Below are 17,871 nucleotides of genomic sequence, written 5' to 3'. Positions count from 1 at the left end.
CTACTACTTATGGCCATTTCGACAGCGGGAATGGCCGCTACGGGCGATTACGTGAAGTACGTAAACCCCTTTATCGGAACGGGTGGACATGGGCATACCTTTCCGGGCCCCGTTGTTCCTCATGGCATGATTCAGCCCAGTCCCGATACGCGGATGCTCGATTGGGACTCCTGCTCGGGCTACTACTACGATGATACCACCATCAACGGCTTTTCGCATACGCACCTTAGCGGTACGGGCTGCTGCGACTACGGCGATGTGCTGCTGATGCCTACCGTTGGCAGGCAGGACTACTTTTCGTTGGGATCGAAGAGCCAGCGAATGGCCTACGCCTCCTCGTTCTCGCATAGGAACGAGCATGCCGAGCCGGGCTACTACTCCGTTTTGCTCGATCGCTACAAGGTAAAGGCCGAGCTAACCGCCACCAAGCGCGCCGCCATCCATCGATATACCTTCCCAGAGAGTAAGAACGCTGGTTTTATCCTCGACTTCGACTACAGCCTTCAGCAGCAAACCAACAAGGAGATGCAGATTGAGGTTATCAGCAATACGGAGATCCGCGGGCGAAAGAAAACCATGTACTGGGCTTTCGATCAGTACATCAACTTCTACGTTAAGTTCTCCAAACCCTTTACCTACACCATGGTAACCGACTCCATGGCCTTGGATAAGGGCGGACGAAAGCGCCCCGTTGCCAAGGTGCTGCTCCACTTCAGCACCAAAAAGGGCGAAGTGGTGCTGGCTAAGATGGGCATCTCGTCGGTGGATATGCAGGGGGCTAAGATGAACCTTGAGGCGGAAATTCCAGGATGGGATTTTAATGGAGTTCGCGCTTCGGCCCGTAAGGCCTGGAACGACTACCTTGCCAAGATCGATGTAAAGGATAAGAACACTCAGAATAAGACCATATTCTACACGGCACTCTACCACAGCGCCATATCTCCAAACATCTTTTCGGATGTAGATGGAAGACATTTGGGGATGGACCTCAAGATCCATCAGGGTGATCCGCATAAGCCTCAGTACACCGTCTTCTCGTTGTGGGATACCTTTAGGGCGCTTCACCCCTTGCAGACGATTATCGATCCGAAGCTGAACCAGACGTTTATCCGATCGCTGATTCAGAAGTCGCGCGAGGAGGGCATCTTCCCCATGTGGGAGCTAAGCGGCAACGAAACCGGCGAGATGATCGGCTACCATGCCGTTCCGGTTATAGTCGATGCCTACATGAAGGGCTACCGCGATTTTGATGTGGAGGAGGCGCTTAAGATGAGCGTTCGCACGGCCGAGTACGACACCGCCGGGATTAATTGCCCCCGCTTGGTGCTGCCCCGCCTGATGCCACAGGCTAAGTACTGGAAGAACAGGATAGGCTATGTGCCCTGCGATAAGGACAACGAATCGGTAGCCAAGGCGCTGGAGTATGCCTACGACGACTGGTGCATCTCCATTCTGGCAGATAGCTTGGGTAAGAAGGACATTGCCAACCGCTACGCCACATTTGGCGAAGGGTATAGGAACTACTTCGATCCATCCGTAAGGTTTATGCGAGGCAAGGATTCGAACGGCAATTGGCGCACGCCGTTTAATCCCACCTCGTCAGTTCACCGCAACGACGACTACTGCGAGGGCAACGCCTGGCAATGGACGTGGTTTGTTCCCCAAAATGTTGATGGGCTGATGAAGCTGATGGGCGGTAAGCAGGCTTTTATAGGCAAGCTCGATTCGCTCTTCTCCGCCAGCTCCAAAATGGAAGGCGAGTCCGTATCGGCTGATATCTCGGGTCTTATCGGGCAGTACGCGCATGGCAACGAGCCAAGCCATCACATCACCCACCTATACAACTACGTTGGACAGCCTTGGAAAACCCAGGCATTGGTGGATAGCGTGCTGCACAGCCTCTATCATAACGCGCCAAACGGTCTCTCGGGCAACGAGGACTGCGGCCAGATGTCGGCATGGTACATCCTAAACAGCATGGGCTTCTACCAGGTTTGCCCGGGCAAGCCGGTGTACTCCATTGGTCGCCCCCTTTTCAGCGAGGTGACCATCAACCTGGAGAATGGCAAGCACTTTACCATCGTCACCAAGGAGAACAGCCGAAAGAACCGATATATTCAATCGGTAAGCCTCAACGGGAAACCGCTTAGCACGCCATTCTTTACCCATTCCGACTTGACAAACGGTGGAACGCTGGTAATAACGATGGGCGATAGGCCAAATTATCATACCTTTAGGGAGTAGATTGATGGGAGTTTAGGAAAGTATCAAACCCATAATTGGTAGCTATCGGAAATAGGTAACCGGGAAGTTATAAGAAGTTACACGAAGTTATTTCAGAAGTTAAAGGAAGGCTTGCGCACGAGAGTTTGCCTTGTACCTTGCTTTGATTAAGCAAAAAAGGAGGATTGCTTAAGCTTAAATAGCCTTGTTCGGTTGAGATTACGCTTATAGTCGTCAAGCTAAAGCATCAAACGACAGCAGGGGCTGCATTAAAGCGCTACAACGTAGCGCCACTTAAGTAACCGTGGGTGAAACCCACGGCAATGTGGTAGAAAACAATCAGCCCCGAAGGGGTTGCCCCAAATGCCGTTCGTTCGCCAAAAGGTTCAGCCCCATCCGGGGCTGCTAAATAGGGGGACGTTCAGCATCCACGGATTTCATCCGCGGTTACTAAGGGTTAGCTACTTCGTAGCATGCTACCGCTTAACTTGATGGCTATGGTCTGTGCCTCATAGCCGTTAAGTTAAGGTTGAATTTTTAAGAACAAACGCTTAATAGCAGCACGTTATCCTCCCGTTTAGACGGGAGGTAGGGGGGGGAAGAAAGCTAAGTGGAGTAAGAATGTTGATTTAAAAGAGCAAACCCACTGCCCTCCCGCCTAAGCGGGAGGATAATCAGCCATGATTATGCATTTAGGCTTTGAGAAAATGGTTTAATTTGCAGGCTATGGATTATAGCCTTCGACTAACATAGCTTTACATCGACCAATTGATCACTACTATTATCAAATATTATCAAACACAGACTTATGAAGAGAATAACCGTTGCAGCATTGCTCACTCCTCTCCTACTCGGGGTAGCGGGAAGAGCATTTGCTCAGGAGCCCATCTCCTACGTCAACACGCTGATGGGAACCGAATCGACCTACCAGTTCTCGTACGGGAACACCTACCCGGCGGTGGCTGTTCCTTGGGGAATGAACTTCTGGAGCCCACAAACGGGCGAGAATCGTAGCGGATGGATGTACTCCTATGCCGACAAGGAGATACGAGGCTTCCGCCAAACCCATCAGCCCAGCCCATGGATTAACGACTACGGAACTTTTTCCATTATGCCCGTTTCGGGCGAGCTGAAGCTCTCGGACAAGGAGCGCGGCGCAGCCTATAGCCACAGCAACCTAAAGGCGCAGCCCAACTACTTTAAGGTAACCTTCGACAATGGAACATCTACCGAGATGACGGCCACCACGAGGGGAGCCATTTTCCGCATTCGCTTTGCCCCCAATCAAAAGCGCTACCTAGTGGTAGATGCCTACGATGGCGGCAGCGGCGTAACTATTAGTAAGGATCGTAAGCGCATCACCGGATATGTGAGGAATAATAGCGGAGACGTTCCTGCCAACTTCGCCAACTACTTTACCATCGAGCTCAACAAGCCAATCGTTAGCGGTGGAACCTCTACCGACAATGTTGCTACCGAGGGTAAGATGGAGGCCGAGGGAAAGAAGACCCTTGCCTACGTGGTTCCCGATGTTAAGGATGGCGAGGAGCTGATCGTTCGTGTTGCCTCGTCGTTTATCTCGCCCGAGCAGGCGCAGAGGAACTTCGACCGCGAGGTTGCCGGCAAATCGTTCGATTCCATTAAGGCCGAAGCCGCAAAAGAGTGGAACACCTACATGAATCGCATTAAGGTAGAGGGCGGCACCGACGAGCAGCTGCGCACATTCTACTCGTGCCTATACCGTGTGCTGCTTTTCCCACGTCAATTCTTCGAGTTTGATAAGGGCAACAAGCCCATCTACTACAGCCCATACGATGGCAAGGTACATAGCGGCTACATGTACACCGATAACGGCTTCTGGGACACCTTCCGCGCCGTACATCCGCTCTTTACCTTGGTTTACCCCGAGGTTTCGGTAAAGATTACCCAGTCGATCATCAACGCCTACAACGAGAGCGGCTTCCTTCCCGAGTGGGCAAGCCCCGGACATCGCGGCTGCATGATTGGGAACAACTCCATCTCCATCCTTACCGATGCCTGGATGAAGGGTATCCGTACCATCGATGCCAAGAAAACCCTAGAGGCAATGATTCATCAAACCAAATTTCAGGGGCCTCACTCATCGGTTGGACGCAATGGCGCAGATGCCTACTTTAAGCTGGGTTATGTCCCCTACCCCGATTTCAACGAGTCTACTGCCAAGACTTTGGAGTACGCATATGCCGACTGGTGCTTATCGCAGTTCGCCGGATCAATCGGACGTAAGGATGTTCAGAGGGAGTACCAAAAGTATGCCTATAACTACAAGAACGTATTCGATACCAGCGTAGGTTTTGTGCGCGGAAAGGATAAGAACGGCAAGTGGATTGAACCTTTCGATGCAGTAGAATGGGGTGGACCATTTACCGAAGGAAGCTCGTGGCACTGGACTTGGAGCGTAATGCATAATCCCGAAGGATTGGCGCAGCTATTTGGTGGCCACAAGGCGATGGGCAAAAGGTTAGACTCGCTATTTACCGCACCAAACACCTACAAGGTGGGAACCTACGGTTTTGTTATCCACGAAATAGCCGAGATGGTTGCCCTAAACATGGGACAGTACGCCCACGGCAACCAGCCCATTCAGCACGCCATCTACCTTTACAACCACATAGGCGAACCCTGGAAGGCGCAGTACCACCTACGCAACGTAATGAACCGACTCTACAACTCGGGCAGCAAGGGCTACTGCGGCGACGAGGATAACGGACAAACCTCGGCATGGTACGTCTTTTCGGCGATGGGCTTCTACCCCGTATGCCCCGGAAAGCCCGAGTATGTGCTCGGATCGCCACTATTCAAGAAGGCAACCATCAGCCTACCCAACGGCAAGAAGTTTACCATCGATGCGCAGGGCAACGATGCGAAGAATGTTTACATCGACAACGCCCAGCTATCGGGCAAACCCTTTACGCGAAACTTCCTTACCCATAAGGAGATTGTTGGCGGCGGCACGCTTAAGCTAAAGATGGCCGACAAGCCCAACACATCAAGGGGAACCAAGAATTCAGACTTACCCTACTCGATGGATAAGAAATAGAAAAAGGGAGGCAAATGCCTCCCTTTTTTTGGTTAATATTCTGTTGGTGTGGTTCCTCTTTTTTATTTCAACATTCACCCCCTTTGCGGTTGTTGTAGCATTGCCTACTGTTTCCCCGCATTGCATACGGGGCTATTCATATTCAATCCTTTCAGGATTGCTATTCGTCAGCTTATAATAGTTGCATTAATTGATGAAGATAGCGGGAGTATTGCTTCTTGATTTCGATTAGAAGCCCTTATGGGCTTCAATGTGAATAGCCCCGAGTGCAACTCGGGGAAATGAGGACGAGAAGGAAGCAACCACGAAGTGGTTGAATAGCTTCTTTAGCAAAAGAAGAGATTATAAGGGATAGCTGTTTCTCCGTCATTCTTTAGTCCCTTTAATTCCTTTAATCCCGCTATGGCAGTATGTTGCTACGCTCCACTTCTGAAATAACTTCTTTTACCTTCTAAAGTAACCATCAAAGCTTAATTATTCCAAGGGCCACCATAATTGGTAGATAGTCTTTTAGCTCTGCACGAAGTATCTTAAGAACCTGTCCGATGTGGTAGTTTACCAGCTGCGGAGAAACGTTCAGCTTTTCGGCAATCTCCTTATGGGTGAGGTTTCCATTCCTATGCATTTCGTAGGTTTTACGAAACTCTTCGGGAACCTTTTTAAGCGCTTCCTGGTAAAGCTCAAATAGCTCCGTCTCGAGGTAGAAATCGGGAGAAGAAAATTGCTCATCAAACTTTTCTACAATCTCCTGATGAACCTTTTGCTTTACCTTTTGGTGCGATATCTTATTGAGCGATTTATTCTTAACGATGGTAAATAGAAGCGTCTTAAGGTTAAGCTCGGCTATTAGCTTATCTCTATTTTCCCATAGCCATACCATTGTTTCCTGAACAACCTCTTCAGCTTCGTCGCGGCTTAAATATTGGCAGGCAAATGCAAATAGCTTCTGGAAGTAGTACCGATATACCGCATCGAAGCTCTCCTCGTCGTTATTACGTAGCATCTCGACGATCTTCCGATTATCCGAAATATCTTTTAGTTGCGAGTTCTCTTCCATTGGAACAACATTTTTCCTATTATTGACACAATAATAAGTGCAAAAAAAGGCTAACTAAATAGAAAATCAAAAACACAACACTTAAATAGGCTTAATATTACCTAAATGCGTTAGTATGATGTCTTCTCCAAATGTATAATCAGTGATTAGTCGAAAATTGTATGAGAATAGATGAAGGTTTACTTCTTCGCTACTTAAGAGGGAATACCAATAACCTTGAAAATGCAGAAGTAGAAAGTTGGTATAACGAGTCCCCCGAAAATAAGAAGCTGCTAGAGCAGCTTTACTATACAGTTTTTATCGGCGATCGATTAGACGATATGGAAAGCGTAGACGTTGAAAAGTCGCTAAAAGAATTTAAGGCGCTACTTGAAAAGAATAGGCGTAAAACTAAAACCCTAAAGCTATGGACAAGTAAGGTTGCCGCCGTTGCCGCATTCTTTATTGGAATAGTGGTGACTAGTGCAATTTTTTTGATAGCAGTTAACAAACAATCGGAATATACGGTAATTACCGATGCAGGAGAGCAATCTCAGGTTCTATTGCCCGATGGTTCTAAGGTCTGGGTAAACTCGTCGTCGAAGTTGACATATACAACCTCGATGTTTTCTTCCAAAAGAAATGTGCTCCTTACCGGAGAGGCATACTTTAAGGTTGCAAAAGACAAGCGATCACAGTTTGTCGTAAACAGTAAAAATGTAGAGACAAGGGTATACGGAACGGAGTTCAACGTAAAGGCTAGATTGGAAGACGAGCTGGTGACAACAACATTATACAGCGGTTCTGTTTCGGTGAATGTGCCTAATGCAGGAAATGGAGAGCATAAGCTTACTCCGGGGAATAGAATTGAGGTAGATACCAAAACAAAAGTGGTCACCTACTCATCTGTTTCGAATCAAAAGTATCCTATTTGGATAAGGGGTAAGTTCCATTTCGAGCAAACTACGCTGCTCGAAATAGCCTTAACTCTCGAAAAGCACTACGGAGTAAGGTTTGTGTTTCTCGATAACAGCTTAAAGAAAGAACGCTTTACCTGCGACTTCTATAAAGATGAAGGTTTAGACAAAATATTGTCAATCCTAAAGATGACCCGAAGCATTGATTATTCGATAAAAAGTAAGACCGTATACCTTTTTAAACCTGGCCGAAAATAAGCTGCATAAAATAGTTGCAGTATAGTTTTTTACAGAGCAGTGTCGAATTTAAAAGAGAGAACTTAATCTATGGAAGCACGAAAACGACATCAGGATTCTTTGAGGGGGTAATCATTCGGATTCGCTCCTAAGCCAACACTTTGCTTATTGTTAATACAATGATATGTAGCTACATACGTAATGCTATACGGGTGGCTTATGCGCCATTTGTACTATTGTTAATCAAACAACAACACCGTTATGAAGAAAAAAGCTAGTCTTATTCTGTTTGTACTACTTGCTTTTTTGTCCAGTGCAATGGGACAAATAAAAGTAAGTGGTACTGTAAAAGATCTCAATGGGAATTTAATTCCTGGCGTGTCGGTAGCACAGAAGGGAACAACATCAGGCACAACAACAGATGTTGATGGAAAATTTACCCTAAAGGTTACAAACGAAAACGCAGTTCTTCAGTTTTCATTCGTGGGAATGAAAACCTTAATGTTACCATTAAACGGCAAAACCTACTTTGAGGTTGTTCTAGAAAACCAAAGCGTAGGAATCGACGAGGTAGTTGTAACAGCAATGGGTATTAAGCGTTCGGAAAAGAGCTTGGCCTACGCAACGCAAAAGCTATCGGGTAAGGAGCTAACGGCTGTTCCTTCTTCAAACTTTTTGGGGAACCTGGCAGGAAAGACCTCGGGTATGCAGGTATCAAGCTCTGGCTCGGGAGTTGGTAGCTCTGTAAAGATCGTACTTCGTGGTAACCGATCAATTCAGGGTAATAACCAACCTCTATATGTCGTTGATGGTACCCCAATTAGTAGCGGAAACTTCTCTCAAACTGGAGCCGAAGGTGGCTACGGAGGTGGAGTTGATGCAGGAGGTGGCCTTGCTGGTATTAATCCAGACGATATTGAAAGTATCAACGTTTTGAAAGGAGCAACTGCAGCTGCATTGTACGGAAGTCAAGCCTCAAATGGTGTAATAGTAATTACAACTAAACGTGGTGCTTCCGATAAAACAGCCGTAAGCTTTACCTCTACAATACAAACAGATATTCCCTATTTGACCTACAAGTTTCAGGATAGGTATACCATGGGGGTTGATGGAAAGAAGAATCAAACCAACGATGCATGGGGTGCTAAAAGAACAAATGAAGATTTGAGCAACTCTTTCGTAGAAGACTTCTTCAATACAGGAGTTATGTACCAAAACGGAATCTCAATTAGTGGTGGAAATAAAACTTCTCAAAACTTCATTTCGTACCAAAACACCTCTGCTTCGGGTATTGTTCCAAAGAATGAGTTTACTAAGCATAACTTTAGCTTAAGGAACACCTCTACCTTCTTCAATAAGTTTGTTGAAGTTGATGGAAGCATTGCATTAACAAAGCAGGATATCGACAATGCACCCGCAGCTCCTGGTCAATACTTTAACCCCTTAGTTGGTCTATACTTATATCCAGAAGGAACATCCGAATTCAACAAGTATAAGGACACCTACGAAATTCCTGATCCAAGTAGAAATGGATTAATGAAGCAAAATTGGATCCACGAACGCGATATAAATAAGAACCCATACTGGTTAGTAAATAGACATATATACACTGTTGGAGTAGATAAGGTTATTACTAAAGCAAACGTTAAGTTCAACTTCACCGATTGGTTAAATTTACAAATTAGAGGTAGCTACGATAAAACAAATCTTTTAAGCGAGCGTAAGGTTTATTCGGGTATCGAAACCATTGCAGGTCGTGGAGGTCGCTATAACTACGAAACAAATTCAAATACCCAAGCTTACGGCGATGTGCTACTATCGCTAAATAAAGAAATTAATAAGTTCTCCGTAAATGCTACGCTTGGTTCTAGCGTTAATGACACCAAGTTGTATGTTGTAAATAACGACCTAGGCGACCTTGCTATTCCAAACCTATTTGATCTCCGAAACTTTGTAGGTAAAGGAAATGCAACTAATAAAAAAGAGCACAAGCAGCTGCAGTCTGTTTTTGGTACTGTATCGTTAGGTTATGCTGATGTTGCATATCTTGATGTTACCGGTCGAAACGACTGGTCTTCGACGCTTCCTGCAAAAAACAGAAGCTACTTCTATCCTTCTGTTGGGGCTTCTCTAATTTTCTCTCAGCTACTGAAGAATATGAACCTAAATCCAGAATGGTTAGACTTCGGTAAAATGCGCTTTTCTTGGACCCAAGTTGGTAACGATATGCCTTGGGGGCTAACTGAGCCTGCCGATAAGATTAACAATGGAGGCATTATTGAAGCTAATACGGTTAAGCCATTTACCGATCTAAAACCAGAACGCTCGACTTCTATTGAAGGAGGTTTAACTCTTCGCATTCTCAACAACAGGTTGTCGTTTGACATGTCTGCTTATCAAACAAATACTAAGAACCAATACTTCTTGGTAGATAACACATCGGGGTCTGGATTCTCTAAGTACTACATCAATGCAGGAGAAGTTCGTAATAGAGGAATGGAGTTTACGCTAGGCTTTACCCCTGTTAAAACCAACGATTTTAGTTGGGATGGCTTTGTAAACCTATCCTTTAATACCAATAAGATTATTTCTCTACCAAGCCAATATAAGGACAACGGATTTGAGTTGAGCAATGCCGGATTTAAGTTCAGGCTCTATGAAGGCGAAGAGTGGGGACTTATGTATGCAAAGCGACTAAAACGCGATAGCGAAGGTAGAATCATTGTGACCAAGGTAATTGAGAATGGTAACGAAGGAAGCTTACAGCTATCTCAAAGCAATTCAGAAGAAAAGATAGGCAGCGTAAATCCAAAGTACATGCTTGGTTTCAAGAACGAGTTCACATATAAGAACGTATCGCTAGGCCTACTTGTTGATGGAAGAGTTGGTGGTAACGTTGTTTCCTTGACTCAAAACTTCCTAGATGGTGCAGGACGTAGCGAGGTTACTGCTGATGCAAGAGATAACGAAGGAGTACACATCACCGGCGTACTGAATACCGTTGTTAAAGAAACCGGAAAGGCAGATGTAACAACGTCTTCTAACTTTGATGGCAAGATTGACGCCCAAACCTACTACAAAACTGCACCAATAGGCGAGATAAACGTATACAAAGCCACGAACTTCAGGCTAAGAGAACTCTCTCTTTCGTATATGCTACCCCAATCTGTTGTAAGCAAGCTGAAAGTTGTAAGCGGAGTTCGTCTTTCTCTAGTAGGTAGAAATCTGTTCTTTATTTATAAGGATGCTCCATATGATCCCGATAACATCTTGACAACATCAGGAAATGGTGGATCTAATGCAGATAACTTCGGTTTACCTACCACAAGAAGTATTGGCTTTAGCTTGAATGTAAACTTTTAAAAAGAACGAAGATGAATAAATTAAAATACTTAATAGCACTAGCTACTCTCCTAGTTAGCTTTAGTAGCTGCACCGATAGCTTTGATGATTACAACCGTAATCCATATGCTGTAACAGACGATCTTAAACAAGCCGACTGGATTTATCTCAAAGCATATTTCCCTCAGATGGAGCAGTCGATTTACTATAACAATAGTGGAGGAAACTGGGAGTGGCAAATAGCTCAGAACTTGAATAGCGACCTTTTTGGAGGCTACTTAACCCCTCCAACTCCATACAATAACGATAAGAACAACATCAACTATTTCATGATGGAAGGTTGGAACGGGTTTGCATTTGGCCTGTACAATAACAACATTATGAAGCCTTGGCTAAATGTGAAAAAGTTAACCTTTGATCAAAAGAAGTTCTTGGATGTGTATGCCGTTGCTCTAATTCTAAAGGTAGAAGGAATGCATCGTTGCACAGACCTTTACGGCCCTATTCCTTACTCGAAATATGGTTCGGGATCGGTTAGCTCGGAGTATGATTCACAAGAGGCAATATACAATCAGTTTTTCTCGGAACTCGATCAGGCAGTAGAGTACTTAAATGCACACTTAAGTGGACCAGAGAGTTCGGTTAATCGATTAGGTGCTGCCGATCTTATCTATAAGGGTGACTATAAGAAATGGATTCAGTGGGCAAACTCTTTACGACTTCGTCTTGCAGTTCGTATCTCAAAGGTAAATCCTGCAAAGGCAAAGATGGAAGGTGAAAAGGCGATGACCAACCCGTACGGTGTTATTGAAAGGAATAGCCAAAATATAAATGTACCTACCGTAAATATGGGCCATCCTCTTACGATTGTTGCATACGACTACAACGACTCTAGAATGAGCGCTGATATGGAATCTATTCTTTCAGGTTTGAATGATCCTCGTATTGAAAGGTATTTTGCAAAAGCCACAGACTCTGATCCAAACATTAATGGCAAGTATCGTGGTATACGCCAAGGTATTTACATGACTAGCAAGGAACTTCGTGTTAAGTATTCGAATGTTGGAGAAATATTTAACATGAACAATAGATATGTTACTCCAGTTACGCTGATGACCGCTGCTGAAGTGTACTTCCTTAGAGCCGAAGGAGCCCTAAGAGGCTGGAGCAACATGGGAGGAACACCCGCTCAACTTTACCAATCGGGAGTTGAAACATCTATGGGACAATGGGATGTTTCCGGAGCAGCTAAGTATCTTGACGATGCAGTAAGCATTCCTGCAAACTATGTGGACTATAAGAATCCTAAATATAATGCTCCTGCAGCATCAAAGGTTACAGTTAAATGGGACGAAAGCGCTTCTAACGAGGTAAAGTTAGAAAAGATTATTACCCAAAAGTGGATTGCAATGTTCCCTGAAGGGGGTGAGGCTTGGGCTGAGTTCCGTAGAACTGGATATCCAAAGTTATTCCCTATTGTTGAGAACAACAGCAACGGAGAAATCAGCTCTACTGTAATGATTCGTAGGCTTCGCTTCCCACAGGATGAGTATAATACCAATAAAGCAGAGGTGGAAAAAGCTGTTAAGCTACTAAAAGGAGCAAAAGATTCTCCAGCCACAATGCTTTGGTGGGATACTAATGCTGGATCTTCAAACTTTTAATCCGTAAATTAGTCTTTTTGATCCTACTTTGAAAAGGAGGCTGACTCAAATATGAATTGAATCCTAAAGTTGCGTGTTTGAATTTAGGTCACATTCAACAATTGGGTCAGCCTCCAAATTTTTTGAAAAAAGTACAACAAGAATTTAGTTTCGTTCACACAAAATACTTACCCAAAATAGCTTTGACGATAATGTGTAACGGCTAACCTTTGAGACTTTTTACAAAAACAGCTACTTTAGCAGGTATCGCTTAGATGACAAACCTATTAGATTTTACTAATAGCGTTGGTTCACAAATTGATGGTGCTATAGCAACGTGCTAATAACGGGAATAATTCTTTTGCAATTTGCAATTCTGTAATACATCGTATGATGCAATTTTAAGCAATGGAGAGTTTATTAAGCAATAATAAGTATAGCGGGTGGATTTTAGTAATAATGGCAAGAGCAAAAAAATTGCTCCTACCCTCTACTCTATTGCTTTTACTCTTAACTACTTCACTAACAGCCAGAAGTCAAACGATTCGAATTAACTTAAACTACAAAAAGACTACACTGGGAAACGTTCTTAGAGATATTGGAAATCAAGCTTCAATGCTGGTTGTGTACAGTAATACAGATGTAAACCCTTCCAACTTGGTCTCAATTAACGCAAAGGATGAACCTTTAGAATCTGTTTTGCACAAGCTACTTAAAGGCACAAACTTAACCTTCTCTATTGAGGAGAATCACATCATACTATCGCAAAAATCGGTAAGAATACCTCTTGCAGATCAAGCGGGTAAGTATGTGGTAAAAGGTAATGTAAAAGATCCAAAAGGAGAAAATCTGATAGGAGTAAACATTAGCATTAGAGGAACGTCATGGGGCACAACAACTGATGTTAATGGAAACTTTTCGATTCCTGCCTCAGCTGACGATATCTTGAATATTTCATATATCGGTTTTATACCCCAAAGTATACCAGTAAAGAATGTAACGTTTATAAACGTAATCCTGAATGAAGATTTCAAAAAGATAAATGAGGTTGTTATTACCGCATTAGGAATCAAGAGAAAGCAAAATGCACTTAGCTACAATATACAGGAGATTGGTTCAGAGGTGTTGACAGAAGCAAAAGATCCGAACTTTGTAAACTCGTTGACAAGCAAAATTGCGGGCGTTTCGATAAATAGCTCTTCAGCAGGCATAGGTGGAGCCACAAAAGTTTTAATGCGTGGACCAAAATCAATCAACGGCAATAATAATGCACTATATGTAGTTGACGGAATTCCAATGCTTAATACCAGTAATGGAGAAACGTTAGGAGAATACTCCTCACAACCCCGAGGAGAAGGTATTTCTGATATCAATCCCGAAGATATTGAGAGCATCTCTATTCTAACAGGGGCTGCTGCTGCTGCCTTATACGGTAGTAGTGCAGCAAATGGGGTAATAATAATTACTACTAAAACAGGAAAGGCTGGGAATACGCATTTAACCATCAGCAATAATACCGACTTTATGACCCCCTTTATTATGCCGAGGTTTCAGAATACTTATGGCAACAACGAAGGTATATATGCGAGTTGGGGACAAAAGTTAAATACAAAATCAGAATATAATCCAAAAGATTTTTTTAATACAGGAGTTAATGTCCAGAATTCGGTTTCACTATCAATCGGAAATGCTAAGGCTCAAACGTACATATCTTTAGCTACAACAAATTCGACTGGAATTATTCCCAACAACAAGTATAATAGGTACAACTTTACCTACCGGAACTCTTCATCTTTTCTGGAAGGCAAAATGCTTTTTGATATTGGCCTATCCTATATAATGCAGAACGATAGGAATATGATGGCTCAAGGAAAATATTTTAACCCCTTAACGGCAATTTACACCTTTCCTCGGAGCGATAGTTTTAAAGAGGTTCAATACTATGAGCGATTTAATTCTGATAGAAATATTTATGTGCAGTATTGGCCATATGGAGATCAAGGTCTGAACATGCAAAACCCATACTGGGTTGTTAATCGGAATATTTATGAGAATAAGAAAACTCGCTACATGCTTAATGCAAATCTGAAGTATTTAGCAAACAGCTGGCTAAATATTACAGGAAGAATACGTGTTGACAATGCTGAAAATAAGTATACTAAAAAGTATTATGCAAGTACGATAGGTTTGTTTGCCGGACCTAAAGGTTTTTATATGAATCAGAATGATGATGATCGCCAGCTATATGCAGATGCTATAGCAAACATCAACAAATCGTCTAAAGAATTTAGCCTTTCTACGAATATTGGGACATCGGTTTCGTATAACAAGCTTAAAATGTTCGGGATACAGGGACCTCTAAAGGATGTACCCAATTTCTTTTCAGCAAATAACGTAGATATTCAGGGCAGAGACTCTAAAATTTTTGATAAGATTGGGCCTTCGAACATTATGACGCCGTCCATCTTTACAAATGCTGAATTGGGGTGGAGAAGCATGGCGTTTGTTACCCTTACAGGCCGAAACGATTGGAGTTCAACACTGGTTAACATGCCTAAAAAAAGCTTCTTTTACCCATCTGTAGGATTTTCCATGCTGCTAAATCAGATGGTAACTCTTCCAAAAAGCATTTCTTATTTAAAGATCAGGGCTTCGTGGGCTTCCGTAGGATCTGCAATACCTCCATATATTAGCATACCTACATATCAAAAAGATAACTCAACAGGACAATGGAAGACAACCACCTATATGCCAATTGATAGGCTTTATCCAGAACGTACAAATTCTTGGGAGGTTGGCTTTAATTCAACCCTATTTGAAAATATAGTCAGCTTAGATTTCACCTTATACAAATCGAATACTACAAAGCAAACCTTCAACATGCCAATATCTACATCGTCGGGCTACGATTCATGGTATGTACAAACTGGAAATGTAGAAAACAGAGGTATTGAGCTTACCCTAAAGGTAAAAAAGAGTTGGGATGATTTAAGCTGGAGTTCGGGTATTGTGTACAGTCAAAATAAAAATGAAATCGTAAAACTTTTCGATACTAACTTAATAGATCCAACAGGGGCTCCTGTTAGGATTGATAAAATAAGTAAGGGAGGGATCGGATCATCAGACATTATACTAACAGAAGGTGGAACAATAGGGGATTTGTACACAAAAACAGAGTTGAAAAAAGATAACAAGGGAAATATAGTAGTAGATGCCGATGGGAACCTATCTGTAGATGCTAATGTAATACGTAAAGTGGGTACATCTTTACCAAAATGCAATCTGGGCTATAACAATGAATTTAGTTGGAAAAAGTTCGATTTGAGCTTTATGTTTTCTGCTCGTTTTGGAGGCAAAGTAATATCTGCAACACAAGCTGTACTCGATGGCTTTGGTGTAACTAAAGAAACAGAAGTAGCAAGAGACAATGGTGGTGTTACCGTAAACAATAGCAAGTTTGATGCGCAGAAATGGTACGAGACAATTGGTCGGGGAGGTGTTTATTCTCACTATGTATATAGTGCTACAAATATTCGTATGCAAGAAGTTCGATTTGGCTACACTTTTCCATCATCGTGGTTTGGAAATAAAATGAGCATTAATCTATCCTTTGTTGGCAGAAATCTTTGGATGCTCTACTGCAAAGCTCCTTTTGATCCAGAATTAACTCCATCAACAGGAACCTTCTACCAAGGAATCGACTACTTTATGCAGCCTAGCCTACGGAAAGTAGGCTTCAGCTTGAAATTCCAACTTTAAATAAGAAGAACAGAACTATGAATAAAAGTTGCATCTATAGAGTATTCAGTAAGCTGTTCTTCGGAGTGGGTTGTATGCTCATCGTTTCATGCTCAGAGATGTTTCGCGATTTAAATGCCGACGAAACGCAGCTAACTCCAGATTTAATGAATGGCGATAACTATAAACTTGGAGCCTTTTTTCCTCAGATGCAGGAATCGGTAAATCCCGTTCAAGAAAACGACTATCAGATGTGCAACAGTTTGATAGGAGATGTATATGGCAGATATATGAGCATTACCAATGATGGATGGAAAAATAATTTTGCAACTTTCAACGCTCCAAACTATTGGATAAGCTATCCTTTTAGTACAACTTTTACAAAAATATATGGCCCATGGATTCTAATTAAGAAAGAGACTAAAGGGCAAGGTGCATACTTTGCATGGGCACAAATACTAAGGGTTGCTGCATTTCATCGAATTACCGATATGTATGGGCCAATTCCTTATTCAAAAGCAGGAAGGGGTGCTGTATCCGTTGAGTATGATTCGCAAGAAGATGTCTACAAGGCTATGTTTGCCGATTTGACCGATGCTATTAACACGCTAACCGAATATGTCAATAAAAATAGAGGCACGAATCCTCTAGCTGCTTATGACGAGGTTTATGGAGGAGACTTTGTAAAATGGATAAAGTTCGCCAACTCTTTAAAGCTACGCATGGCGATGCGAATTGTTTATGCCAACGAGGTGTTGGCAAAGAGAATGGTAATCGAAGCCATTATCCATCCCATTGGGGTTATAAAAAAGAATTCTGATAACGCATTTATAGCATTTCCTAGAAATCCAATAAATGTAATGTGGGATGCTTATACCGATACCCGTGTATGCGCGGACATTGTATCCTACATGGAAGGCTATAAGGACCCAAGAATGGAGAAATATTTTCAGTTGAGCGAGATAAATGGCAATAAAGGCTACTTTGGCTTACGATGCGGTATTTCAATTTCAAGCAAAGCTTGGGCTTTGAAGTACTCAGCACCAGTAGCAAATCCAACGGATAAACTCTTATGGATGAATGCTTCAGAGGTCGCATTCTTGCTAGCCGAAGGAGCCCTTAGAGGCTGGAATGTAGGGGAAACTGCAGAGCAACTTTACAAAGAAGGGATAAAACTGTCATTCGAACAGTATGGTTTGATAAGCGCAGAGGCATATCTCGCAAATGACACCTTTAGACCTGCGGATTATGTTGATCCTCAGGGACTGTATTCTGAACCATCACAAAGTTCCATTACGATAAAGTGGGTATCGGAGGCTCCTTTTGAAGAAAATTTAGAGCGTATAATAACCCAAAAATGGATAGCTATTTGGCCTCTTGGTTTGGAAGCATGGAGCGAACAGCGCCGAACAGGATATCCTCGCTTTATGCCGGTAAAGTTAAATAGTAGTGGGGATCCTACCTTAACAACAAAACTTGCAAGCCGTATTCCATTTCCTCCTGATGAGGTAGAGAACAATCGCATAAACTATACTACCGCCGTTCTGCTGTTAAATGGATCTGATAATTACAGTACAAGACTTTGGTGGGATAAAAAGGTAAAATAGTAGTTTTAGGTTAGAGCCTCTATACTTCGCGATAAAATTCAACAGCAGC

The 17,871-nt window shown here is 43.1% G+C and carries 8 protein-coding genes; 7 read left to right on the top strand and 1 reads right to left on the bottom strand.

The genetic code is table 11. From position 1 onward, the window contains the following. Positions 1-9: 9 nt before the first annotated feature. Both CLV25_RS06870 and CLV25_RS06865 read left to right on the top strand, forming a co-directional pair. Entirely contained in the window at positions 10-2,244 is a 2,235-nt protein-coding gene (locus tag CLV25_RS06870) for a GH92 family glycosyl hydrolase (RefSeq protein ID WP_243649607.1), read from the top strand. Between the two features lie 787 nt (positions 2,245-3,031). Continuing rightward, positions 3,032-5,302 (top strand): GH92 family glycosyl hydrolase, encoded by a 2,271-nt coding sequence (locus CLV25_RS06865; protein WP_131838898.1) that lies wholly within the window; start codon positions 3,032-3,034, stop codon positions 5,300-5,302. A gap of 463 nt (positions 5,303-5,765) precedes the next feature. Here the strand turns inward: CLV25_RS06865 and CLV25_RS06860 are convergent, their stop codons facing one another. Beyond that, complete coding sequence (locus CLV25_RS06860; protein WP_131838897.1) at positions 5,766-6,359, bottom strand: RNA polymerase sigma-70 factor; 594 nt, start codon at positions 6,357-6,359, stop codon at positions 5,766-5,768. Positions 6,360-6,520: 161 nt separating this feature from the next. Here CLV25_RS06860 and CLV25_RS06855 point away from each other — a divergent pair, with 161 nt between their 5' ends. From CLV25_RS06855 to CLV25_RS06835, 5 genes are all read left to right on the top strand, one after another. Continuing rightward, positions 6,521-7,513: a FecR family protein gene (locus tag CLV25_RS06855; protein WP_131838896.1), complete on the top strand. Its 993-nt coding sequence runs from the start codon at positions 6,521-6,523 to the stop codon at positions 7,511-7,513. A 240-nt stretch (positions 7,514-7,753) separates the two neighbouring features. Continuing rightward, on the top strand, positions 7,754-10,855 hold the full coding sequence (locus CLV25_RS06850) for a SusC/RagA family TonB-linked outer membrane protein (RefSeq protein WP_131838895.1): 3,102 nt from the start codon (positions 7,754-7,756) through the stop codon (positions 10,853-10,855). An 11-nt stretch (positions 10,856-10,866) separates the two neighbouring features. Next, positions 10,867-12,498, top strand: a complete 1,632-nt coding sequence (locus CLV25_RS06845) for a RagB/SusD family nutrient uptake outer membrane protein (protein ID WP_131838894.1) — start codon at positions 10,867-10,869, stop codon at positions 12,496-12,498. Between the two features lie 387 nt (positions 12,499-12,885). Continuing rightward, complete coding sequence (locus tag CLV25_RS06840; RefSeq protein ID WP_243649605.1) at positions 12,886-16,236, top strand: SusC/RagA family TonB-linked outer membrane protein; 3,351 nt, start codon at positions 12,886-12,888, stop codon at positions 16,234-16,236. 17 nt (positions 16,237-16,253) lie between these two features. Further along, positions 16,254-17,822: a RagB/SusD family nutrient uptake outer membrane protein gene (locus tag CLV25_RS06835; protein WP_131838893.1), complete on the top strand. Its 1,569-nt coding sequence runs from the start codon at positions 16,254-16,256 to the stop codon at positions 17,820-17,822. Positions 17,823-17,871 lie beyond the last annotated feature (49 nt).

Origin of the sequence: Acetobacteroides hydrogenigenes (assembly GCF_004340205.1) — a bacterium.
Lineage (GTDB): Bacteria > Bacteroidota > Bacteroidia > Bacteroidales > ZOR0009 > Acetobacteroides > Acetobacteroides hydrogenigenes.
The sequence above is the reverse complement of the archived record's forward strand: the minus strand, read 5'-3'. Positions and strand labels throughout refer to the sequence as shown.